The sequence below is a fragment of the Mesorhizobium sp. EU05-FHT14A09 genome (assembly GCF_058790995.1).
Genome location: NZ_JBYTDF010000016.1, coordinates 22,600 through 46,374 on the forward strand (window position 1 = coordinate 22,600; position 23,775 = coordinate 46,374).

The following is a 23,775-nucleotide window of genomic DNA, read 5'->3' on the forward strand; positions in this document are numbered from 1 at the left end:
ATACTCATTCGAACATTCCGAATGGTCAATTGACCATTGTCGCGATTTCGATTTGTCTAGACGTATGAATTCTGGCGATGTTGACGCAATTTTGCTTGCTAATCAACTACCACGATGCTCCCTGGAAGAATGATTTTGCAACGACGGCAAAGATGATGACGTTGCAGAAAATGTATTTGGCGATTGATTTTTTCTGAGCCGTAAAAATGAAAAAGATGAAACTCTACGGATCCTCCAGATCACCTTATGTGCGGAAGGTCTTGATCGTTGCTCACGAAACGGGAGCAATCCGCGATATTGTCGTGGAGCCGATGGTCGTCACGGCCCTGGCAGCCAACCCGACCATGCTCTCGGTCAATCCGCTGGGCCAGATCCCGACGCTGATCCTCGACGACGGCGAGGCGCTCTACGATTCAGACGTGATCTGCCGCTACCTCGATCTCGTGCTCGGCAAAGGCCAATTGCACCCGCGCGAGATTGCGGCGGAAATCGCAATGATGCGCCGGGTCGCGCTCGGTGACGGCCTGATCGCGGTGCTCATGAATCTGCTTTCGGAACAATCACGGCGCCAGCCGGATCATTCGGAGCGACGGCTCGCCGCATCGAGAGAGAAGCTGCCGCTGATCTTTGCGCATCTCGAAGCTGAAGCGACCTCAATGATAGACGCGCCCTTCGACATGGCGCAGATCACGATCGTGTCCGCCCTCTCTTATATCGACTTCCGCCTGTCGGCCGACGTTGTCTGGCGTGACACCTACCCCTCATTGGCAAACTGGTTTGCGGCGCTCAGCCAGCGGCCATCGGTCGTCGCGACGGCCTATTTCGACGAGTTGGCCGCCGCCGCCAGCGCCGGAAAACAGGAAAAAGCAGGAAAAGCATGAGCATCAACGGACAAGCCTACATCGTCGGCGCCTACGAACATCCCACCCGCAAGGCACCCGACAAATCGCTGCCGCAACTCCATGCTGAGGTCGCGTTCGGAGCGCTCGCGGATGCCGGCCTCGGCAAGGACGACATCGATGGCTATTTCTGCGGCGGTGATGCGCCGGGCACAGGACCGTTGTCGCTCGTCGAATACATGAACCTCAAGGTGCGCCACGCCGATTCCACAAATGTCGGCGGCTCTTCTTACATCCTGCACGTCAATCATGCGGCGCAGGCGATCGCCGCAGGCAAATGCAACATCGCGCTGATCACGCTGGCCGGCAGGCCACGCAGTGAAAGCCAGCAAAAGGGTGCGCCTCAGCGCGTCGACAACCCGGTGCAGCCGGATTTTCCATGGGAACAGCCTTTCGGCATGACCACGCTCAACGCCTATGCGATGTGCGCAATGCGGCACATGCACCAGTTCGGAACGACGCCGGAGCAACTGGCCTGGGTCAAGGTCGCCGCCTCGCATCATGCCCAGCACAATCCGAATGCGATGCTGCGCGATGTCGTGACCGTCGAAGATGTGGCGAACTCGCCGGTCATTGCCGACCCACTGCGCCGGCTGGATTGCTGTGTCATCAGCGATGGCGGCGGCGCGGTCATCGTCACCCGTCCCGAAATCGCACGCAGCCTCAAGCGGCCACTGGTCAAGGTGCGCGGTGCTGCCGAAGCGATCAAGCATCTCGCCGGCGGCGATGTCGACCTGACCTATTCCGGCGGAGCCCGCAGCGGCGCGCTTGCTTTCGAAGAAGCCAGGCTAACCCCCGCCGACATCAAATATGTCTCCGTCTACGACAGCTTCACCATCACCGTGATCATCCAGCTGGAGGATCTCGGCTTCTGCAAGAAGGGCGAAGGTGGCCGCTTCGTCGCGGACGGCAATCTGATCTCCGGCATCGGCAAGCTGCCGTTCAACACTGACGGCGGCGGCCTCTGCAACAACCACCCCAACCATCGCGGCGGCATGACCAAGATCATCGAGGCGGTGCGCCAGTTGCGCGGTGAAGCCCATCCCGCTGTGCAGGTCGCCAATTGCGATCTCGCCATGGCCCACGGCACCGGCGGCCTGCTTGGCACGCGCCACGGCTCGGCGAGCCTCATCCTGGAACGCGAATAGGAACCATCATGTCCATTTTGTCGAACACGCTACCGCATCACCCCGAAGTCCAGCCGTTCTGGTCCGCGCTTGAGGAAAGCCGTTTCCTGGTCAAGGGTTGTCGCAGCTGCGGGCGGGCACATTGGTATCCGCGTGCCCACTGCCCATTCTGCACCAGCGCCGACACCGAATGGCGGGAGGCCAGTGGCCAGGGGACGATCTATTCCTACAGCATCATGCGCCAGGCCAAGCCACCCTACGCCATCGCCTATGTGACGCTGGAAGAAGGCCCGACGATGATGACCAACATCGTCGACAGCGACCTGGAAGCGATCCGCATCGGCAAGGCGGTGGAGATTGTTATCCAGCGGCAGCCCGACGGCGACGTGCTGCCGATGTTCAAGCTCGCCTGAGCACGCCGTCACGATGAATTCTCAAGCAAGCTTGCCGAAAGCTCGCTTGATCATCGCGCCATGCGTCTCGAAGCTCCCCAATCAAGAAAATCAGAGAGGAAACCGCCGATGCCCGCCCCCATATCCCGCACGCTTGCCGAGTTTGCGGCAAAATTGAAATATGAAGACATTTCCGACCTCGCGGTCGAAGCGATCAATACAGGCATGGCCGACACCGTCGGCGTCATGATGTCGGGCATAGGCACCTCGGTCTCCAACATCGTGCTGGCCGAGCTCGGCACACGCGGCAGCAAAGGCGATGCCCGCATCTTCCTCGGTAGGGAACGCGCCTCGACGACCGAGGCAGCCCTCGTGAACTCGGCAACCACCACCAGTGTCGTCTATGACGACGTCGCTTTCTCCGGCTGCCACACCAGCACGATCCTGATGCCGGCGCTCGTTGCCGAGGCCGAAGCCAGCGGTGCTTCCGGAAAGGATGTCATCCGTGGCTACGCCGCCGGCTACGAAGCCTGGGCGCGCCTTTCGGAACGCGACCCCGACTCCTATGCAGGCAAAGGCTGGCACGCGACGGCGGCGTTCGGCCCAACGGCAGCTGCCATCGCTATCAGCAGCCTGCACGGCTTCGACGCGGATACCACTTTACGCGCGATCGGCATCGCTGCCGCGATGCCGGGCGGCATCACCGCAAGTTTCGACACCGATGTCGGTCCCTTCCAGGTCGGGCGCGGTGCGGCCGCCGGCGTCATGGCGGCACGGCTGGCCAAGGCTGGCATGACAACCCCGCACGACGGGCTGGAACGCAGCGGCCGCGGCATGCTTGTCGCACTTTCGCCAAAGGGAGCGGTGGATATCGATACGCCGATCGAGGATCTCGGCAAGGCGTGGCGTCTGGAAACCGTCGGCATCAACGTCAAGCAATATCCGTTCGGCAACATGAACCAGCGTGCCATCGACGGAGCCCTTGATCTTGTTCGGGAACATGACGTTTCGCCTGACGCGATCGAGCGCGTCGATGTGATGATCAGCGAGGCGCAATATGCCGTCGTCTCGAAATCGCCGTCGACCATCAACTTCGTGCCGAGCCACAGCATTGCGCTCGGCGTCGCGGGCGCCATCATCTCGCGGCAAGGAACATTCCATGAGCTGAGCGAAGCCTTCTACGGCCGACCCGAGGTTCAGGCGTTGATGAAGGTGATCAAGCCGGCAACCGACAAAAGCATTCCGGCCGACACCCAACCCAATCTCGGCTACAGCGGCGGCGTGCGCATCTATCTGAAGAACGGCACCATGCTTGAAAGCCCCAGCGTTCCTTATGCGCGCGGCCATTGGACCCGGCGGATGAGCGAAGAGGAACTCTGGAGCAAGTTCGCCGCCTGCAGCAAAAATCAATTGGATGAGGCCAAGGCCCGTCATCTGTTCGATCAGTTGGTCCAGCTCCAGAACGTTGCCAGGATCAGCGACCTCGCCGCCTGATAGCCAGCGATGCAGTAACCAACGAGACGCGGGCCATCGGCCCGCGTTTTGCTTTGTACGCCGCGTCATGATGCTCGCGGGCAATGGCGCACCATCCGGATTGCAACATGCAAAAAATCGAGGCAGACCAGGATCCGCCTCGATTGACTTCGAACGTACAGTTGGTTGGGTCGATTTTTATACCCCGGCGGCTTTCGCCGGTTCGCTTGGAACCAGCTCCCACGGAACGCCGAGTGCTGCCGAGCCTGGGAAATCGACGAACACTTCGGAGCCGATCTCGAACATGGTCTCAGGGCCTGCATTGATCTGAAAGACGCGCTCGCCGACCTTGACGTTGTATCGGATCATGTTGCCGAGGAAGCCGCTGAGCATGACGGTACCCTTGAGGCGATTGTCCCCGTCGTGAACCGGTGCCGCCAGCGGCTTGATGCTCATCGATTCCGGGCGGATTGAGACGGCGATATCCTTCTCGGCCGCCAGCACCTGCTGGAAGGTGCACTGGATTTCATGTCCGCCCTCCAGCACGACGCTGCCGAAGCCGCTTCCATTAACCTCGCGCCGGACCTTGCCGCGCACCAGATTGGTGGCGCCGACGAAACCGGCCACGAAAGCGCTGGTCGGACGGTTGTAGATGTCGCGCGGCGGCGCCATCTGCACCACATTGCCCTTGTCGATCACTGCGACCAGATCGGACATTTCCAGCGCTTCGGTCTGGTCATGCGTCACGTAGATGGTGGTGATGCCTACCTGCTGCTGCAGGCGCTTGAGTTCGGTGCGCATCTCGTCGCGCAACGTCGCATCGAGATTGGAGAGCGGTTCGTCCAGCAGCAACAGCTTCGGCTGTCGCACGATGGCGCGCGCCAGGGCCACGCGCTGCTGCTGGCCGCCGGACAGGCGGGTCGAGGAGCGGGTCTGCAGACCATCGAGCCCGACGCGCTTCAGCGCATCGTCGACGAGCTTGGTGACTTCCGCGCGGCTGTACTTGCGATCCTTGGCAACCCGCAAAGGAAAGGCGACATTCTCGAACACCGTCATGTGCGGCCAGATCGCATAGGACTGGAACACCATGCCGATGTTGCGATGGTTGAGCGGTACGGCAATGCCGCGCGAACTGTCGAACAGGACCTCGTTGCCGAGCCGGATCAGGCCGCGATCCGGCCGCTCGAGGCCGGCGATGCAGCGCAGGGTCGTCGTCTTGCCGCAACCGCTGGGTCCGAGCAGCGTGAAGAACGTGCCGGGCTTCAGCGAAAAGGTCGCCTCGCGTATGCCTCCAGCCGTGCTCTCGTCGGAGACGAAGAACATCTTGCTGAGGCCGGTCACCTCCAGGGTCATCGTCGAAGCTTTGTCCATGTCCTTCCCCTTGTTCTTGTTTGTTGCCGCCTCGACCGCGTCAGCATGGGTCGCGCCATTGGCTCGACCCAGCTCGGTGGGCGGTACGTCGTGTTCAGAGAGTTCAAGCATAGTGAAGCGGTGCCGCTGTCAGTTTCTGCAATTCGTCCCGCGTCAGTCCCTCGACCATGTCGATGACGACGAAGCCGCGAGGCGTGACGTCGAGCACGGCGAGGTCGGAATAGACACGCGTCACCGCCCCACCTGCGGTCAGCGGATAGCCGCAGCGTTCCACCAGTTTCGGCTGGCCGTCCTTGGTGGTGTGGGTGGTCATGATCCACACGTTGCGCACGCCTGCCGAAAGGTCCATCGCACCACCGACAGCCGGGACGCGGTCGTTGAGCGAGGTCGTCCAGTTGGCAAGGTCGCCATTCTGCGCAACTTCGTAGGCGCCGAGCACACAGAGATCGAGATGGCCACCACGGATCATCGCGAAGCTGTCCGCATGGTGGAACAATGAGGCGCCAGGCACCAGGGTGACATTTTCCTTGCCGGCATTGACCAGCCAGGTATCCACCTCATCGGGTGCCGGAACCGGCCCCATGCCCAGGATACCGTTTTCGGAGTGGAACACGACTTCCCGGTCCTCGGGAATGTGATCGGCCACCAGCGTCGGCAGGCCAATGCCAAGATTGACATACCACCCTTCCGGAATGTCCGCACCGACACGGCGCGCAATGTCGAGCTTGCCCCAGGGCTTGTAGGTGGTGACCGTCATTTCGTGCCTCCCTGTGCCGTGGCCACTTTGGCTATCGGCGGATCACCACATGGGACATGGACGACGCGATCGACGAAGATGCCCGGCGTGACGACATCGTTGGGCAGGATCGCGCCCAGCGGGACGAGATGCTGCGCCTGGACGATGGTGAGGCGTCCTGCCATGGCCATGATCGGATTGAAGTTCCGGCCGCTGCCGCGAAAGGTGAGATTGCCCCAACGGTCGGCTTCCCAGGCTTCGACCAAGGCGACATCGGCGGTAAGGCCGTGTTCGAGCAGATAGTCCCGCTCCCCGAACGTCCGCGTTTCCTTGCCCGCCGCCAGCTGTGTGCCGACGCCGGTCGGCGTGTAGAAAGCCGGAATGCCCGCGCCGCCGGCACGTATGCGCTCGGCCAGCGTGCCTTGCGGCACCACTTCCAGTTCGATCTTGCCGGCCCTGTAGAAAGTGTCGAATGATGAAGAGCCGCGCGGGAAGCTGCAGATCATCTTGCTAACGCATCCCCTGCCGATCAGCCGCCCAAGTCCGATGTCGGGTTCGAAGCCGGCATTGTTGGCTATGACCGTTAGGTTTCTGACACCCGTTTCTCCCAGCGCGTCCAGAAGAACATTCGGTTGCCCGACCGCTCCAAATCCGCCGACGAGCACCGATGCGCCGTCGGTTATTCCCGACAGCGCCTGGGCGACATCCTCAACCTGCTTGTTAATCATTCCCGGTCACGTCTCCTCACTGCGCTTCACGGCCAAGCTGCCATCTGCCTTCACTCGATCGGTGCCGCCGGCGCAATCGCACCGGCACAGGCTTAATCAGCGGCCAACATAATTCGGCGGGCGTTTTTCCTGAAATGCCCGCCGCCCCTCCAGCCTGTCTTCGGTATCGCGCAGCAAACCCCAGACCAGGCGCTCAAGCCTGATCGCTTCGTTGAGCGGCAGGGCCCGGCCGTCGGTGACAAGCCGCTTTATGGCGCGCACGGAAAGCGGCGCATTGGCCGCGATCCGCTCGGCAAGAGCCTGAGCTTCCCTCAGAAGATCGGCCGCCGGCACGATACGGCTGATCAGGCCGAGACGCAGCGCCTCGGTCGCATCCACCATATCGCCCGTCAAAAGCATCAGCATGGCATCGCTTGCGCCGATGGTGCGCGGCAGGCGCTGGGTACCACCGGCGCCCGGTATGGTGCCGACCTTGACTTCCGGCAGGCCGAAGCGGGCATGCGCTGCGGCAATGCGGATGTCGCAGGCCAACGCCAGCTCAAGGCCGCCGCCAAGTGCGTAACCATTGATGGCGCAGATGATTGGCTTGTCGATCGAGAAACCGGAAACGAAGCTGTCATCGCCGGCCCCAAAGGCTTTTGCAGCGTAAGTTTCCGAAATCGCCATCGTCTTCTTGAGGTCGGCGCCCGTACAGAATGCCTTCTCGCCGGCACCGGTCAGAACCACGGCACGGATCGCGCCATCGGCCTCAATGCGTGCCAGAATATCCCTGAGTTCGATCTCGGTTTCAGGATCGATCGCATTCATCGCCTCGGGACGATCCAGCGTCACCGTTGCAACATACCCCTCAACCAAAAATCGAACTGTCGCCACTCTGTATCCCTGAAATGCTGTCGATGGTGTCCATCGTGGCCGGACGGTAGGCAGCGAGCCCTTGACCGTCAAACGACTAAACGGCGCCGCCGTTTGACTTTTGCTCATCCATAGCGAGCACGAGGCGAACCGGCGACATTGCCATTCTTGAGTTTCGCTCGGCGCGCCTCAATCTCTGCCGCCGCTACTGAAATCCGCATTCATCGAGGAACGAGATGACGGTCCGGCAAACCAGCCGCGGTGTTTCCATGGCCATGTAGTGGGTGGTGTTGATCGCGGTCATGCGCGCGCCGGGGATCATTCCCGCGACCCGGGCGATATCCTGCTCGCTGCGCGAAGTGTCACGCATCGCATGCGCCACCAGCGTCGGACAGGCTATCCGCGGCAACAACCCGGTCATGTCGAGATCGGCGAGCATGCGCCACATCGCGCAAAGCCCGATCGGATCGGACGCCAGGCGCAGTGTCGCGAAGCGCGCCGGCACATCGGAGCCGCCATCGGCAAATGCCGCGCGTACGCCATGCCGCTCTATCGCCTCGATGCGACGCAACGCACCCTCGCGCCTTTCGGCGCTCATGCTGGTCGCCGGCGCCAGCATGACAAGGGCCGCCGCTCGGTCGGGATGGAGCGCGGCAAACGCAGCGGCCACCGAAGCGCCGACGGCGTTTCCTACCACCGCAACCGGCTCTTTGATCGACAAGGCCTCAAGCAGGCCAGCAAGGTCGTCAGCCAATTGCTCGACCGTGACGGGCCCGGGTACCTTCTCCGAAAGCCCGACACCGCGCTGGTCGTAGCGCAGGACGGATGCGAACTCCGACAGCGGCAGCACGACATCGTCCCAGCTCTCGAGGGCGCCCCCCATTTCGTGGATCAGGATGACCGGCGCGCGACGGCCTTTGGTGAAGTCGTATCGCAGTTGCAGGCCATTCGCCTCGATCCATCGCCCAGCCACACATGCCTCCCCATTTCACCCTCACTTAGTGCGGGCGAGACGGCGTGATTTCAACCGACTAAAGCGAACGACCATGTGAGGTGCGATCAACCAGTCGCTTCGCACGTCCATATCGCTGTTGAGCACAGCTCAACCGTCCATTCGGTTAAGTCGTTTGACGCAAACACCCCTGACTGACCAGTCTGGACCCCGGATTGCCTAGGCTGCATCGGATCCCTCCGGTCCGTTGCCGCCCAGAGAGGTTGGTCGCCGGATGGCCCATAGCATTGACGAAACCGCCCGCTTCACCAGCCGCGAAACAGCGCAATTACAAGCAGAGGCTGCCGCGCTCCGGGATCTCAGCTGGGGCAACGCAATCAGCTATTCACGCAAGGTTTTCATCCCTCTCACCACCATGTGCCGCAACACCTGCGGCTATTGCGCCTTTGTCAAACATCCCGGCCAGCAAGGCTCCGGCTACCTGTCGCCGGATGAAGTGCTTGAGATCGCGCGAAACGGCGAACGGCTGGGTTGCAAGGAAGCGCTGTTCTCGCTCGGTGAGCGCCCTGAGCGGCGGTATCCGGAAGCGCGAGAGACCCTGCGCCGGCTTGGCCATGCGACGACGATCGACTATGTCATCGACGCATGCAGGCTGGTGCTCGCGCACACCTCGCTGATCCCCCATGTCAATGCCGGCACGCTGACCGAAGCCGAGATCGCCGAACTGCGCGAAGTCTCCGGGTCCATGGGCATGATGCTTGAAACCGTCAGCAAGCGGCTGATGAAACCCGGCATGGCGCACCACGCCTGCCCGGACAAGTCGCCGGTTCTGCGGCTCAGGACCATCGAGGCTGCCGGACGGCTCGGCGTGCCTTTCACCACCGGTATCCTCATCGGCATCGGCGAGACATTCGAGGAACGTGTCGAAAGCCTCGTCGCCATCGACCGCATCCACCAGCGTCACGGCAATGTGCAGGAAGTGATCGTGCAGAACTTCCGCGCCAAGGCCGACACGACGATGGCGGCATGGATGGAGCCAAGCCATGAGGAGATGCTGCGCACGCTTGCCGTTGCCAGGCTGGTGCTCGACCCGTCCATCAGCCTGCAGGCGCCACCCAATCTCGACGACCGCTTCGAAGACTACATCGCCTCCGGCATCAACGACTGGGGCGGCATCTCTCCCCTCACGATCGACCACATCAACCCGGAACGCGCCTGGCCGGAGCTTTCCGAACTGGCTCGGCGCACGGCGGCACAAGGCTATCGGCTGGTCGAACGGCTTACGGTCTACCCGGCCTTCCTAAACGAGACCGCACCACTGGCCGCCGCCTTGTCGGACCATGCCGGCGCCGACGGTTTCGCACGCAGCCAGATCGTGAACTGACATGCAGGGCATTCCAAGTCTCATCGACCGCAAGCCGACGCTCGAAGCCAGCCTGGCGGAGACGAGCCTTCCGATCGCGCGAACCCTCGACGCTGCATTGGCAGGACGGGAACTGACGCAAGCCGAGGGTGAAACGCTCTTTAAGGCAGAAGGCTCCGACCTTGCCGCGTTGCTGCATGTTGCCGATACGGTCCGGAGGCAGCGCGTCGGCGACGAGGTCACCTTCGTGGTGGTGCGCAACATCAACTTCACCAATGTCTGCTACATGGCATGCCAGTTCTGCAATTTCGGCGTCCGCAAGGATGCGGCCGGTGCCGAATGGCTGTCGCTGGACGAAGTGGCAAGGCGGGCGGAAGAGGCTTGGAACCGCGGCGGCACGGAGGTCTGTATTCAGGGCGGCCTGCATCCGGATCTGCCCGCTGATTACTACGTTCAGATCCTCGAGGCAGTGAAACGCCGCGTCCCCGACATTCACGTGCATGCCTTCTCGCCCTTCGAGATCTGGTACGGCGTCAGGAAGAGCCGCATTCCGCTCGCCACCTATCTGGCGGGGCTCAAACAGACTGGGCTGGGCTCGATGCCGGGCACCGCGGCTGAAATCCTCGACACGGAGATCCGGCTGCAGCTGACCCGCAACAAGCTGTCGGCGGATGAATGGGAAACCATCATCCGCGCAGCCCATGGCGCCGGCATCCGCACAACTGCAACCATCATGTATGGGCACATTGACGGTCCTGCCCATTGGGCGGCCCATATCGCCCGCATCCGAGCCATCCAGAAAGACACGGGCGGCTTCACCGAGTTCGTACCGCTGGGCTTCATCCACGACCAGACTCGGCTCTATCGCGACCATCCGGCCGCACGGCCCGGCCCGACGACTGGAGAGAGCCTCAGGATGCATGCCGTCGCCAGGCTGATGCTGGCCGGGCACATCGACAACATCCAGGTCTCCTGGGTGAAGCTCGGGCCGGAGATGGCGCATCTCATGCTCCACTGCGGCGCCAACGATCTCGGCGGCACGCTGATGAACGAAAGCATCTCGCGCGCGGCGGGCGCCAGCCACGGCCAGGAAATCACGCCATCCGAAATGGTGCGGATCATCCGTGCGGCCGGGCGCGTGCCGGTGCAGCGCAACACGCTCTATGGCACGGTCGAGACATTCTCCGACCACGATCCCGCCGAGTTCGCTCCACTTGTCGAGCGGTCGCATGGAGCCAACCCTGTCGCGTTTCTCGGCGGACGCACCGCGGCCATGGCAGCGCGCTAGATGCGAACGTTCGCCAGCAACGTGGTGCTCATTGCCGGCGGCGTCGGCGGCGCCCGCATGGCCGAAGGCCTTGCCCGGGACTTGCCGGCGGGCGCACTGACGGTGATCGCCAATGTCGGCGACGACGATGATTTCTATGGCCTGCGTGTCTGCCCCGACATCGACACGCTGATCTACACACTCTCCGATCGCATCGACCGCAAACAGGGCTGGGGCGTCGCGAATGATACTGTGCGCGCGCTGGATGTGCTGAGCACCCTCGCCGCTCCAACCTGGATGAAACTTGGCGATGCCGATTTCGGACTGCATATCTGGCGCAGCTGGCAGTTGGCGGCTGGAAACAGCCTGACCAGGGTCACGCAGGAGGCAGCGGAGCGCCTCGGCGCCCGCGCGCGCATCCTGCCTGCCAGCGATGACCCGGTCCGGACCAAACTCAGGACCGCCGAAGGCTGGATGGATTTTCAGCCATGGTTCGTCGGCCGCCGTTGTGAGCCGAAGGTTCTGGAGCTTCGCTACGAAGGAGCCGAAAGGGCCAGGCCGGGAGCCGAAGCGCTGGCGGCCGTCGAAAACGCGCAGCTGATCGTCTTTGCCCCCAGCAATCCCCTGCTCTCGATCGAGCCCGTTCTCGCCGTCGACGGTTTCAGGACGGCGATCCACGCTTCGCGAGCCCTTAAGCTCGGCGTCTCGCCGCTCATCGGTGGCAAGGCCGTCAAGGGTCCACTCGCACGGCTGATGGAAGAGCTCGGCATGGTGGCGACTGCGGTCGGCGTTGCCGAACGCTACAACGGCCTGCTCGACGGCTTTGCCATCGATGCGCAGGACTCTTCGGAGAAGAATGAACTTCGGGCGCGCGGCCTTTCGGTGCTCTCCACCGACATCTTGATGCGCGATCCGGACGATGCGGAACGCCTTGCCGCCGAGGTCCTGGCCTGGGCGGCAGACCTGCAGGGCCACAGCCAAAAGGCCGCGTCGTGACCGTTGCCATCGCCATCCTCATGAAGGACCCGGGAGCGGCAAAGACGCGCCTGAGCCCCATCCTCGCAAACGACGCGCGCGAAAAACTCGCTTTGCTGCTGTTTGAAAACACGCTGCAGTTCTTCATGCGGACGCGTTCCAGTGAGCCGATCGGCGTCGTGACCGCCTCGCGGGAAACAGCGGCAATCGGCAAGAAATACGACGCATCCATCATCGAAGAGACGGAGCACGGCGACATCAATGCGGCCGCCGGCTGCGCCAGCGCATGGGCGACCGATATCGGCGCGACATCACTCCTCGTCGTTCATGCCGATATCGCGACCCTTGTCGATGAAGAGATCGACCAGCTGCTGGCTGCACGCGAACGCTGTTCGGTCGCCATCGGGGTTTCAGCCGATGGTGGCACCAATGCCCTGCTGTTGACGCCGCCCGATGCAATCCCTTTCTGTTACGGCCCGAGTTCCGCAACGGCGCATGAGGCGGCGGCTCGTCAAGGTGGTCGGTCCTGCGAGAAGCTGCAGCTTGCCTACCTGTCGAGAGACATCGACACGCCGCAGGACCTGCGCGACCATGTCGAAGCCTTCCGCAGTCCCGTCGAGGCAGAATGTTTTGCCGTCGCCACGATGCCGGAAGTCGCGGCAGGCGATGACCTGGCGACGCTGATCGCCGAAGCGCTCGAGCGGACAAGCCGCACTCTGACGGCCGGCGATATCGTGGTGATTGCCCAGAAGGTCGTTTCCAAGAGTGAAGGCCGCCTTGTCGCGGCCAAGCAGTTCCAGCCGTCGCAGCAGGCCATCGCGCTCGCCGCTGAGATCGGCAAGGACCCGCACAAGGTCGAAGCCATCCTTTCGGAATCCAGCGATGTGATCCGTGCCCGGCGCCAGCCGCCGGATGGACTGTTGATCACACGCCACCGCCATGGCTGGATCTGCGCCAACGCGGGCATCGACGAATCCAATCTGGGCGATGGCCGCGACGGTATGCTGCTCCTGCTGCCGGAAGATCCGGATGCAAGCGCCCGTGCGATACGCAGCGGCCTCGAAGCAAGATACGGCGCGCCCATCGGCGTGATCGTCAGCGACACTTTCGGCCGACCCTGGCGCAACGGATTGGTCAATATAGCGATCGGCACAGCCGGCGTGCCGGCCATTGTCGATTGGGCCGGTCGAACCGATGCCTATGGGCGTAGCCTGAAAGCGACGCTGCCTGCTTTTGCCGACGAAGTCGCGGCCGCCGCCGGCCTTCTCATGCAGAAGGATGCCGGCCTGCCCGTCATCGTTCTGCGCGGTCTCAAATGGCAGGCAATTGCAGGAGGCAGCGCCCGCGACGTGCTCCGTCCGGTAACGCAGGAGTTGTTCCTGTGATGGCGTCTACCCCGAAAAGATTTTGCTGAACGGCCGCATCCCAACTGGCCCGCAGACCGATGGAGTATGGATTTTGACAACGACACACTCAGGATCGACCGCCAATCGACCAACGTCCTTCTCCGTTGGCTTGAGGGGCGACCCCACGACATTTTCGGATTTCATCCGCTTGGCCGAAGACGTCGGCTTCAACGGAATCTGGACACAGGACACGCTGAACGATAAGAATTTCTCGCTCGATCCCCTGCATCAGCTTTCCTATGCGGCGGGCATTTCCAAGCACATGCGACTTGGCATTTCCGTGCTGTTTTCCGGTTATCGCAACCCAGCCGTGCTGGCACGCGATCTCGCCACCATCGACCAGCTCTCACAGGGCCGCCTTACTGTCGGCATGGGCGTCGGAAACGCCTATCACCGGCCACGGCTCGCCGCACTCGGCATCCCGACCGACAAACCGACGGTACGCCTGGTGGAAGGCATTGCCGTCATGCGCGCGCTCTGGGCGGAAGGCGAAGCCGATTTCAACGGCGAGATCTATTCCTTTTCGGGTATCCGCATGCAGCCCAAACCAGTCCAGCAGCCGGGACCGCCGATCATCATCGGCGCACGCAGCGAACCGGCGCTGCGGCGGGCGGTCGCCATTGCCGATGGCTGGACAGGCGCAGCGATGATTCCCGCCGAAGAACGGGACGAGGAGTTGGCGATCCTGCGCGACGAACTGGCTGTAAGCGGCCGTGATCCGGCAAGCTTCTCGATCTCGGTCAACGTCTATGCTGCCGTCGAACCGACCCGCGAAGAGGCCCGTGACCGGGTGCAGCAGATCCTGTCCGTCGGCTTCAAGGACAATCCTGTCTACAGCGTCGAGGGCATGGCTGACCGCGTTGCGGTGTTCGGCCCGCCGGAAGAATGCGCCGAGGGCCTGCAAAAGCTCATCGCCAAGGGTGTCGACGAGATCGTGCTGCATCCGATGTACGACCACCCCAACCAGCTCAAGCAGTTGGCCAAGGCCGTCGAGATCGTGAGACGCGCCTAGAGCGTTTCCGTTTTTCACGGAAACGCGGAAACGCTCTAAGCTTTTATTTTCGCTGCATTTTTGTAACGCCAAGCGATTCCACTTGGCTACAAAATGCTCAAGCACCGTCACGCGTTCGATCCCAGCAAACGGAAAGCAGCAGCATGCCAGAAAAACCCATCATCGGCATCATTGGCGGAACCGGCGACCTTGGCTCCGGCCTCGCCAAGGCCTGGGCCGCCGCAGGTTATGAAGTCGTCATCGGCTCCCGCTCGCGCGCGAAGGCGGAAGCCTTCGCCAGCGAGCTTGGCGGCCTTGCGAAAGGTCACCACAATGTCGGCGCTGCAGCGGCGGCGGATGTCGTCGTTCTGGCGGTTCCCTTTGCCAGCCATGCGGCGACGCTGGACGAGATCAAACCAGTGCTGCAAGGCAAGATCCTGGTCGACGCCGTCGTTCCGCTGGTGCCCCCGAAAGTCAGCACAGTGCAACTGCCCGAAGGCGGTTCGGCAGCGCAGATCGCGCAGCAACTGCTTGGCGACGGTGTCCGCGTCGTCTCGGCCTTTCACAACGTCGGCGCCAGCAAGCTCCACGCCGGCGGACGTGCCGACTGTGACGTGCTGGTGTTCAGCGACGACAAGGAAGCCCGCGATGCCGTGATCGAACTGGCCGGCATCGTGGCCAAGCGCGGCATCGGCGGCGGCGCGCTGGCGAATTCGGCTGCGGCGGAAGCGCTGACCTCGGTGCTGATCTGGATCAACCGCAGCTACAAGGTGTCGGGTGCCGGCATCACGATAACCGGTCTCTGAAACGGACGACCCGCTGTCCGGATGCGGAAATACAAGCCGTGAGGAAATTTCAAAAGCCCATTCTAATAAGTGGTTTGAACATTTTATGACGGAAAAATACCCTCCAGAATGCAGCTAAGCGCAAAACGCTAGCAAACTAAGATCTGTCACAGATCTTATTTGGAGGGGAAATTGAAAAATATGTATCTTTTGCTTAGCGCGTCGGCGCTGAGCACGATCTCTTTTGCCGCGAACTCAGCAGACAACACGGTTGTTGCCGAACCTGAAACCGCTGAATACGTTCGCATCTGCGATATCTATGGCGCTGGCTACTTCTACATTCCGGGCACAGAAACCTGCCTGCGTGTCGGCGGTTTCATCCGCTACGAAGTTCGTGCCGGAGACGGTCCCTATGGCGGCCACAACGATGTCGCCGACAAATCCGGCGGCACGGATGATACCTATCACGTGCAGGGACGCTTCTCACTGCGCACCTGGACCGGCAGCGAGACCGAACTCGGCACGCTGTCGACATTCACACAGACCAACTTCTCGTATCGCGACGGCTATCACGGAGATCCGAACCTGGTCGCCCTCTATTACGGCTGGGTTCAGCTCGGCGGCCTGCGCATCGGCAAGGATGAATCGGTCTTCGAAACCTTCGCCAACTATGCCGGCTCGGTCATCGGCGACGACATCGTGCCTTACAGCCCGGTCGAGACCAACCTGATCAGCTACACCTACAAGAACGACAACGGCATTTCGGCTGTCGTCTCGCTCGAACAGGGCGGCAGTTCCTATGGTGCAGACTACTCGCTGGACTCCTATGTCCCGCATGTCGTCGGCGGTTTGAAATATGCTGCCAAGTGGGGCGCCGTCACGGTGGTGGCGGGCTATGATGCCAATTACGAAGAAGGTGCCATCAAGGCGCGCCTCGACGGCAAGATCAACGAGCAGCTTTCGTTGTTCGTAATGGCTGGCTACGGCAGCGGCGACGAAGACAGCTTCAATTACTACAAGCCCTGGAAGGGCGACTGGGCGGTCTGGGGCGGTGGCTCGTACCGCATCAACACCAAGCTCAAGTTCAACCTGCAGGCATCTTACAGCGACTCGGGCGTCAGCAAGGGCTCGGGCGCTGCGCGCGGACAGGCGGACAATCATTTCGCCATCGTCACCAACGTCAATTACGAACCAGTGCCGGGGTTCGTGATCACGCCGGAAATCGCCTATTTCAGTCTCGATGACGGCAAGCCGGCGACGGACGATGACGGGTTCTCCGGAATGGTCCGTCTCCAGCGCAACTTCTGACCAACCGACCGACACTCTCCACTTGTCAAACCCGGCAGCCATGCTGCCGGGCATTTTTTGTTTGTCTTACCTCAATGCGAACGCACTGAGGAAACCCGCATCCGTCAGCCGGCTGCTTGCTGCCGATCCTTGCCGCTCGCCACCTTCGAGCTGGTCGATCCTGAATATGATCCAGTATGTGTGAGATCAGCGGCGATCCGCAATTCGATGGCGCCCAGCATGCGCTGAAGGTCCGCCAACAGGTCCTCCTGCGCCTCCAGTCCGATGCTGATGCGCAGCACCAGGTCGTCGCCAACCCATTCCGTGGCGGTGCGATTCACCTTGACCGGCATGGGCGCGACGAGGCTGCGCGTTCCTCCCCAGGAGGCGCCGATGGCAAAGGTCTGGAGCGCGTCGAGCGCCGCGGAGACATGTTCGACAGCTTCCGGAACGAAGACAACGCTGAACACCCCGCTGGCTCCAAGGAAGTCGCGCTTCCAGATGTCATGGCCAGGACAATCGGCAAGCGCGGGATAGAGCACCCGCTGCACGAGCGGATGGGCCTGCAGCCATTCGATCGCCGTCATCGCGCCTTGATGAGCATGCCTCATCCTGACGCCCAATGTTTCCATGCCGCGCAGCACCAGCGACGCATCGTCGGGCGAAACACCGATGCCGAGCCGGCCCATGCTCGAGCGAATGCTCAGGAAATGCGCCTCATCGGAGACGGTGATCGAGCCCATAAGCACGTCCGAATGGCCGGAGACGTATTTGGTCAGCGCTTCCGTGACGATGTCAGCGCCATGCAGAAGCGGCTTGAAGTTCAAGGGGGTCGCCCAGGTGTTGTCGCAGCCGACCAGCGCGCCATGCCGGTGCGCGACCTCGGCGATCTTCGGCAGGTCCTGGACTTCCATGGTGGTCGAACCCGGCGATTCACACCAGACGATCCGGGTGTGCTCATCGATCAACCGCTCGACCTCCGACGGCGATGTCGGATCGTAGTAGACGACGCTCACGCCAAACCGCGGCAGGTCGCTATCGGCAAAATCGCGGACCGGCGGATAGGCGGTGTCGGCGATCAGGATCTTGTCGCCGGCCTTGAGGAAGGCGAGCATCGCAATCGTATTGGCGGCCTGGCCGGATGGCACCAGCAGCGTTCGGCAGCCCTGCTCCAGTTCCGTGACCTTGTGCTCGAGCATGCGCGTCGTCGGCGTGCCGTAGAGCCCATAGGAATAGCCGTCCGGTCCCCGCGAAAGGCGATTGGCATAGGCAGCGGCATTTTCAAAGACGATGGTGGAGGCGCGATAAACCGCCGGCCCGAGGGATTCGAACCCCTCCATCTTCGATTTTGGCGTGATCACGCACCGGGTCAGGTCGTCCATCGTCGATCTTCCTTCGATTTGCTGCCGAACCAAACCACATCAAAATCTATTCCGTCCAATACTAAGATCGAGGCATTCTATTCGCATTATTTATACATAGGTCGAAAAACCCGGCCTGTATTGGTTGCCGGCACTTAGCCTGCGGCATGGGCAAAAATCATCTGAACGAATGCCGAAATTCAAGACGCATGACTTTTCATTCAAGTCACTTGACAATCACTCATCATAGTTGAATCCTTCGCGTGCTAAGTTTCCAACTTGGCACAAATGGGAGGGGAAACATGAAAACGACCAGGCGTATGTTCCTGGCCGGCGCGACCGCGCTTGGCGCAGGCTCACTCATCATTGGACCGACAGGCAAACTGGGCCGCGCCTTTGCGCAGGACGGCAAGACCTTGTCCTTCGCGGCCGCCGGCACCGTCACCAGCAGTTGGGACCCGAGTTCCCACACGGTGGCACCGCAGATCACCGCCGAAGGCTTCCTGTTCGGCCATCTGACCAAGTGCCCGATGACACCCGAAAATCCGGGCGAGATTCTTCCCGACCTCGCGGTCGAATGGAAAGTGATCGATCCGTTCACTCTGGAATACAAGCTGCGCCAGGGCGTCACCTTCCATGACGGCAAGGAATTCAAGGCCGAGGACGTCAAGGCGACCTATGAATATGCCTCGCAGCCGAGCCGGCCGGCATCGGCCTGGTATCCGGGTCAGGTCGAGGTCGAGATCGTCGACGACTACACCGTACGGCTGAAGACCGAGAAATTTGGCTATCCTGCCCTGAACTTCTGGTACGTCTCGGCCTTCCTGCCGATCCTGTCGGCCAAGGATGTCGCCAATCCGGATGTGCTCAAGCAGCGGCCGAATGGCACCGGCCCCTTCCGCTACGAAGCGACCAAGGGCGACCAGATCATCTTCAAGGCGTTCGACAAGTTCCATGACGGCAAGCCGCAGATCGAGACCGTTCTGTGGAACTACGTGCCCGACGCCAACACGCGCGTGCTTGGCCTGCTGAACGGCCAGTACCACCTGACCGAGCGCCTGGAGCCCGAGCAGTTTGCCTCGCTCTCCAAGGAGGCCAACATCACCACGCAGCGCGGCCTTTCCAGCGAAAACAAATATCTGCATTTCCGCTGCAACAAGCCGCCCTTCGACGATGTGCGCGTGCGCCTGGCAGCAGTCCATGCCATCGACCGCGAACAGGTCCTGGCGGTGGTCGGCGACGCGGGACAGGCCTCGAACTGCCACATCTCGCCAGTGAAGTTCGGCTATACCGACGTTGCCACCTATCCGAAATTCGACCCTGAACTCAGCCAGAAGCTCCTCGCCGAGGCCGGCTTCCCGAAAGGTCAGGGCCTGCCGGAGATCGAATACATCACCTCGGTCGGTTTCTATCCGAAGACTCGCGAATATGGCGAACTGATCACCGCCATGCTGCAGGAACAAGGCTTCCCGGTGAAGCTGACGACACTGGAGCCGGCCGCCTGGGAAGAACAGCTCTACCGCCGCGCCGACGGCCAGGGCCCGGGTCACATCGTCGATGTCGGCTGGATCACCGGTTCGCCGGAGCCGGACCTGGTGCTGCGCCCGAATTACCTGTCGAAATTCGCACTGATCAACGGCATCTCCGACCCCGAGATCGATGCGGCCCTCGACAAGGAGCGCAATGCTGCCTCGACCGACGAACGGCTGAAGATCCTGCAGACCGAAACCTTGCCGCTGATCGCCGCCAAGGTGCCGAGCATCTCGCTGTTCTCCTCGGTGTTCCTGCGAGCAATGTCGAAGAACCTGCAGGGCGTCTACTTCTACCCGAACGGCCCGATCGATCTCAGCAAGGCGACGCTCGCCTGAACCTGGCAAACGCGTGCGGCACCGCTGGTGCCGCACATCACTTTGTCTCGCGCATGATCGCCGGATCATGCGCCGCGCGGCGGCGGTCGGTCCGGCTGTCGCCTGCGCCTGTTGCCTGAGAAAGAGTTCATGGCATTCGCGATCGAATTTTTCCTGCGACGCATCGGCCAGGGTCTGGTCATCGTGCTTCTCGTCGCTTTCGTCATCTTCACGCTGCTGCGCATCGTGCCTGGCGATCCGATCCGCATCATCCTCGGCCCGATGACCCCGGCCAGCGTGCTCGAGGAAACGGCAAAGAACCTTGGCCTGCGCGATCCGATCCTCGTCCAGTTCGGCCGTTTCGTGGGGCAGGTTGCAAGCGGCGATCTCGGACGGTCGTTCATCCGCGGCGTCCAGGGTGGCAGCACCGGCGGATCGCAGGACAGCGCTGGTTTTGATCCGGAGAGCCGGGCTTCGGTCGCCGAACTCATCGGCACCGCCCTGCCCTACAGCCTGCAGCTAGCTGCTCTCGGCATCGCCTTCACCTTGCTTGTCTCGGTGCCGATCGGGCTTGCCGCCGGCCTGCGCAGCGGGCGCTGGCCGGATCGGCTCGGCCTCTATGTCAGTTCCTTCCTGGTATCGCTGCCCAACATCTGGGTCGGCGTGGTGCTGATCTTCCTGCTCTCGGCCAAGACCGGCCTGCTGCCGGCGATCGGCTACAAGGGTTTTGCCTACACGATCATCCCGGCGATGGTGCTGGCCATCGAGCTGTCGCCGGTGCTGATCCGCGCCATCTCCGTCTCGGTCGCCGCCAATCTCGGCGAGACCTATTTCGATGTCGGTCTGGTGCGCGGCCTGTCGCGGCGCGCCATGATCGCCAAACATGTGCTGCGCAATGCCGCCGTGCCGCTGCTCAACCTGTTCGGTGCCCAGATGATCGGCATGCTGCTCGGCGGCCTGTTCGTCGTCGAGTACATCTTCAGCTATCCCGGGCTCGGCATGCTGACCATCAACGCCGTGTTCCAGCGCGATTTCCCGATCATCCAGGCGGTTGCGATCCTGGCCAGCGGCGCGCTCGTCGCCATCAACATGCTCGTCGACTTCGCCTCGACGACCATCGACCGCCGCTTGAAATTCTGAGGCCGGCAGATGAACAATTCAGCCGCACAGGCCTCCCCTTTGAAATCCGCTCAGCCGACGAGAGGCCGAGGCGTCACCGCCCGGATCCTCCGCCGTGCCTGGAGCTACACCGAGATGCGCGTCGCCGCCTCGGTGTTCCTGGCGCTCGCGCTCCTCACCTTGCTCGGCCCCTTCATCATCGACGCGTCGGCCACCAAGATGAACGTGACCGACAAGTTCCTGCCGCCGCTCTTCATGGAAGGTGGCAAGCTGCCGCATTTCCTCGGCACCGACCAGCTCGGGCGCGACCTGTTGCTGCGTTCCCTGATCGGGCTGCGCAACGCCTTCGCCATCGGCGTGGTCAGCGTCATCGGCATGTTTGTCATCGGCTGCGCCATCGGCATCTATGCCGGCTACCGCGGCGGCTGGGTTGACGTGGTCCTGATGCGGCTGACCGACGTGCAGATGTCGATCCCCGTGGTCATCCTGGCCATCACCATCCTCGGCATGTCGCGACCGTCGCCGGCATCCGTGATCGCGGTGCTGGTCCTGGCCAGTTGGCCGGTCTATGCCCGCGTGTCGCGTGGCGTGACGTTGTCGGAACGGCAGAAGGAATATGTGCGCGCCGCCAAGATCCTCGGCGCCAGCGACCTACGCATCATGGTGCGCCACATCGCGCCGAACATCCTGCCGCCGATCGCTTTCGTCGCGGTGCTCGACGTCGCGCGCATGATGATCTTCGAAGCGATCTTCGGCTTTATCGGCATCGGCATCCAGCCGCCGACCCCGACCTTCGGCACCATCATCTCCTCGGGCACGCAATATCTGCTCAACGCCTGGTGGATCACCATCGTACCCGGTGTGCTGCTCGCTCTGGCGCTCAGCAGCCTGAACCTGATGGGCGGCGTGCTGGAGCGGGCCCGCAACCAGATCCTGCAGGGGCGCGCGTGATGGGCCAGATCATAACGCTGCCTGCCGCAGCCACCGACGAACCGCTGATGGCCGTGCGCGGCCTCTCGGTCGCCATCGATGGAAGCGCCGGCGAACGGCAACTGCTTTCCGACATCGACCTGACGGTGAACGCACGCTCGGTGCTTGGCATCATCGGCGAAAGTGGTTCAGGCAAGACCATCCTGTCGCGGGCGCTGGTCAATTGGGTACGGCAACCGCTCAGGATCACCGGTGGAACCGTACGCTATGGCGGGCGCGACCTTCTCACGCTTCCGGAAGCCGAAATGGCACGGCTGCGCGGACGCGAGATCGCCTATATCGGTGCCAACCCGACCAGCGCGCTCGATCCCACCGTACCGGTCGGCCACCAGATCCTCGAAAAGCTGCGCACCGTCTCGCCACAGCTTTCGCGCGAAGCGGCACACAAGCGCGTGATCGACACACTCGATGCCGTGCGCATTCCCTCACCGGCCCAGCGCTTCGACGAGTACCCCTTCCAGTTCAGTGGCGGCATGATGCAGCGTGCTCTGATCGTCGACGCACTCGTCTCCAACCCCAAGCTGCTGATTGCCGACAACATCACTCAACCGCTCGATGTGACGGTGGCGGCGCAGATCCTGCGCCTGCTGCGCGATCTGCAGAAAGATTTCGACACGGCGGTGGTGTTCATCTCCTCGTCACTCGGCATCGTTTCCGAAATCGCCGACGACCTGATCGTGCTCGACCGCGGGCGCATCGTCGAACACAGCCCGGTTGCCGACCTGCTGCAGAAACCACAGCACGCCTATTCACGTGAGCTGATCGCCAAGGTGCCGAAACTGTGGTCGATCGGCGAGACGATCCCCAGGCCGTCTTCCGCCGAAGTCGTGCTCGATGTCCGCGATGTCGAGAAGACCTATGAAGTCCGCGACCGCAAGGCGATCTTCGCCCATCGCAAGGTCAAGGCGGTGCGTGGCGTTTCCTTCACCGTCCGGCGCGGCGAAAACTTCGGCATCATCGGGGAATCGGGCTGCGGCAAGTCCACGCTGTCGCGGCTTTTGAGCTGCCTCGAAGCGCCGAACAGCGGACAGATCCTGTTCGAAGGCCAGGACATCGCCACGTTGCGCGGCGCAGACCTTCTGGCGCTGAGACGACGGTTCCAGCTGCTGCTGCAGGACCCCTACAACGCCATCGCCGCCCATTGTTCGATCGGCCGCACCATCGCTGAACCGCTGCTGATCCAAGGGCTCGGCAGCCGGAGCGAGATCGAGGCCAAGGTCAAGGCGGTGATGGCCGAGGTCGGCCTGGCGGAAACGCTTTACGATCAGCTGCCGGTCGGTCTCAGTGCCGGCCAGCGGCAGCGAGTCAACATCGCCCGCGCGCTGGTGCTGGAACCGGAACTGCTCATCCTCGACGAGACGCTGTCGGCGCTCGACCAGGTCGAACAGGCAAAGCTGCTCGACCTGTTCGAAACGCTGCAGGCCAGACGCGGCATCACCTATGTCTACATCTCCCACGATCTCGCCATGGTGCGGCGGGTCTGCGCGCGCATCGCCGTGATGTATCTCGGCCGCATCGTCGAGCTGGCCGACAACGAGACCATGTTCGAACGTTCGGCACATCCCTATACGCGGGCGCTGCTCAGCGCCGTACCGACCGTCGAACACAAGCCTTACCGGATGGCCACCTACCTTCTGGAGGGTGAACCGCCGGATCCGATCGACATCCCGCCCGGCTGCAGTTTCCGTACACGCTGCCCGTTCGCTTTCGACCGCTGCGCCGTCGACGATCCGGTTCGCGGCGCTGACATAGGCGTGAACACCAGCGCCTGTCACCTGCGCGCCGACAGCCTGCCGCCGGCGGAGACAGAAAGCGCATCGAACGGAGCGCCTGCGTGACCCTCAGTGAAAACCA

Annotated in this window: 21 protein-coding genes; 15 read left to right on the forward strand and 6 right to left on the reverse strand. The window is 62.3% G+C overall.

Annotated features, from left to right (window positions below; translation table 11 throughout):
• Window positions 1–215 precede the first annotated feature (215 nt).
• The 4 genes from AC3WTO_RS30405 (at window position 216) to AC3WTO_RS30420 (ending at window position 3,912) form a co-directional block, all read left to right on the forward strand.
• Window positions 216–881 carry a glutathione S-transferase gene (locus AC3WTO_RS30405; protein ID WP_492464986.1) on the forward strand — a complete coding sequence of 222 codons (666 nt, stop codon included), beginning with the start codon at window positions 216–218 and terminating at the stop codon, window positions 879–881.
• The gene (locus tag AC3WTO_RS30410; protein ID WP_492464922.1) at window positions 878–2,047 is read left to right on the forward strand and encodes a thiolase family protein; all 1,170 of its coding nucleotides are present in this window, start codon (window positions 878–880) and stop codon (window positions 2,045–2,047) included. Before AC3WTO_RS30405 ends, AC3WTO_RS30410 begins: the two co-directional genes overlap by 4 nt.
• A gap of 8 nt (window positions 2,048–2,055) precedes the next feature.
• Entirely contained in the window at window positions 2,056–2,439 is a 384-nt protein-coding gene (locus AC3WTO_RS30415) for a Zn-ribbon domain-containing OB-fold protein (RefSeq protein WP_492464923.1), read from the forward strand.
• Window positions 2,440–2,547: 108 nt separating this feature from the next.
• On the forward strand, window positions 2,548–3,912 hold the full coding sequence (locus AC3WTO_RS30420; protein WP_492464924.1) for an MmgE/PrpD family protein: 1,365 nt from the start codon (window positions 2,548–2,550) through the stop codon (window positions 3,910–3,912).
• Window positions 3,913–4,089: 177 nt separating this feature from the next.
• On the opposite strand, the gene AC3WTO_RS30425 is transcribed toward AC3WTO_RS30420, so the two are convergent.
• The 5 genes from AC3WTO_RS30425 to AC3WTO_RS30445 all read right to left on the reverse strand — a co-directional run bounded on the left by AC3WTO_RS30425 (window position 4,090) and on the right by AC3WTO_RS30445 (window position 8,551).
• Window positions 4,090–5,262, reverse strand: coding sequence for an ABC transporter ATP-binding protein (locus tag AC3WTO_RS30425; protein ID WP_492464925.1), 1,173 nt, complete (start codon window positions 5,260–5,262; stop codon window positions 4,090–4,092).
• A gap of 103 nt (window positions 5,263–5,365) precedes the next feature.
• Complete coding sequence (locus AC3WTO_RS30430) at window positions 5,366–6,019, reverse strand: 3-oxoacid CoA-transferase subunit B (protein WP_492464926.1); 654 nt, start codon at window positions 6,017–6,019, stop codon at window positions 5,366–5,368.
• The gene (locus tag AC3WTO_RS30435; protein ID WP_492464987.1) at window positions 6,016–6,723 is read right to left on the reverse strand and encodes a CoA transferase subunit A; all 708 of its coding nucleotides are present in this window, start codon (window positions 6,721–6,723) and stop codon (window positions 6,016–6,018) included. The genes AC3WTO_RS30430 and AC3WTO_RS30435 overlap by 4 nt, the downstream gene beginning before the upstream one ends.
• Before the next feature lie 99 nt (window positions 6,724–6,822).
• Window positions 6,823–7,557 carry an enoyl-CoA hydratase/isomerase family protein gene (locus AC3WTO_RS30440; RefSeq protein ID WP_492464927.1) on the reverse strand — a complete coding sequence of 245 codons (735 nt, stop codon included), beginning with the start codon at window positions 7,555–7,557 and terminating at the stop codon, window positions 6,823–6,825.
• A gap of 226 nt (window positions 7,558–7,783) precedes the next feature.
• Window positions 7,784–8,551: an alpha/beta fold hydrolase gene (locus AC3WTO_RS30445; protein WP_492464928.1), complete on the reverse strand. Its 768-nt coding sequence runs from the start codon at window positions 8,549–8,551 to the stop codon at window positions 7,784–7,786.
• A gap of 253 nt (window positions 8,552–8,804) precedes the next feature.
• Here AC3WTO_RS30445 and cofG point away from each other — a divergent pair, with 253 nt between their 5' ends.
• The 7 genes from cofG (at window position 8,805) to AC3WTO_RS30480 (ending at window position 16,625) form a co-directional block, all read left to right on the forward strand.
• Window positions 8,805–9,914, forward strand: a complete 1,110-nt coding sequence (gene cofG / locus AC3WTO_RS30450; protein WP_492464930.1) for a 7,8-didemethyl-8-hydroxy-5-deazariboflavin synthase CofG — start codon at window positions 8,805–8,807, stop codon at window positions 9,912–9,914.
• A gap of 1 nt (window position 9,915) precedes the next feature.
• Window positions 9,916–11,181: a 5-amino-6-(D-ribitylamino)uracil--L-tyrosine 4-hydroxyphenyl transferase CofH gene (gene cofH, locus AC3WTO_RS30455; RefSeq protein WP_492464931.1), complete on the forward strand. Its 1,266-nt coding sequence runs from the start codon at window positions 9,916–9,918 to the stop codon at window positions 11,179–11,181.
• Complete coding sequence (cofD, locus tag AC3WTO_RS30460; protein ID WP_492464932.1) at window positions 11,182–12,156, forward strand: 2-phospho-L-lactate transferase; 975 nt, start codon at window positions 11,182–11,184, stop codon at window positions 12,154–12,156.
• Window positions 12,153–13,520: a coenzyme F420-0:L-glutamate ligase gene (gene cofE / locus AC3WTO_RS30465; RefSeq protein WP_492464933.1), complete on the forward strand. Its 1,368-nt coding sequence runs from the start codon at window positions 12,153–12,155 to the stop codon at window positions 13,518–13,520. Before cofD ends, cofE begins: the two co-directional genes overlap by 4 nt.
• A 73-nt stretch (window positions 13,521–13,593) precedes the next feature.
• A complete protein-coding gene (locus AC3WTO_RS30470) occupies window positions 13,594–14,553 on the forward strand; it encodes an LLM class flavin-dependent oxidoreductase (protein WP_492464934.1) in 960 nt (319 codons plus the stop codon).
• A gap of 143 nt (window positions 14,554–14,696) precedes the next feature.
• Window positions 14,697–15,338 (forward strand): NADPH-dependent F420 reductase, encoded by a 642-nt coding sequence (gene npdG, locus AC3WTO_RS30475; RefSeq protein ID WP_492464935.1) that lies wholly within the window; start codon window positions 14,697–14,699, stop codon window positions 15,336–15,338.
• A 180-nt stretch (window positions 15,339–15,518) separates the two neighbouring features.
• Window positions 15,519–16,625, forward strand: coding sequence for a porin (locus AC3WTO_RS30480; protein ID WP_492464936.1), 1,107 nt, complete (start codon window positions 15,519–15,521; stop codon window positions 16,623–16,625).
• A 104-nt stretch (window positions 16,626–16,729) separates the two neighbouring features.
• Here AC3WTO_RS30480 and metC read toward each other — a convergent pair whose 3' ends face one another.
• Complete coding sequence (gene metC, locus AC3WTO_RS30485) at window positions 16,730–17,986, reverse strand: cystathionine beta-lyase (RefSeq protein WP_492464937.1); 1,257 nt, start codon at window positions 17,984–17,986, stop codon at window positions 16,730–16,732.
• A 281-nt stretch (window positions 17,987–18,267) separates the two neighbouring features.
• On the opposite strand from metC, the gene AC3WTO_RS30490 reads away from it, so the two are divergent.
• The 4 genes from AC3WTO_RS30490 (at window position 18,268) to AC3WTO_RS30505 (ending at window position 23,759) form a co-directional block, all read left to right on the forward strand.
• Complete coding sequence (locus tag AC3WTO_RS30490) at window positions 18,268–19,833, forward strand: ABC transporter substrate-binding protein (RefSeq protein WP_492464938.1); 1,566 nt, start codon at window positions 18,268–18,270, stop codon at window positions 19,831–19,833.
• Window positions 19,834–19,962: 129 nt separating this feature from the next.
• Window positions 19,963–20,952 carry an ABC transporter permease gene (locus AC3WTO_RS30495; RefSeq protein ID WP_492464939.1) on the forward strand — a complete coding sequence of 330 codons (990 nt, stop codon included), beginning with the start codon at window positions 19,963–19,965 and terminating at the stop codon, window positions 20,950–20,952.
• A gap of 9 nt (window positions 20,953–20,961) precedes the next feature.
• Window positions 20,962–21,882, forward strand: a complete 921-nt coding sequence (locus tag AC3WTO_RS30500; protein ID WP_492464940.1) for an ABC transporter permease — start codon at window positions 20,962–20,964, stop codon at window positions 21,880–21,882.
• Window positions 21,882–23,759, forward strand: coding sequence for a dipeptide ABC transporter ATP-binding protein (locus tag AC3WTO_RS30505; protein ID WP_492464941.1), 1,878 nt, complete (start codon window positions 21,882–21,884; stop codon window positions 23,757–23,759). The genes AC3WTO_RS30500 and AC3WTO_RS30505 overlap by 1 nt, the downstream gene beginning before the upstream one ends.
• The last annotated feature ends 16 nt before the right edge of the window (window positions 23,760–23,775 follow it).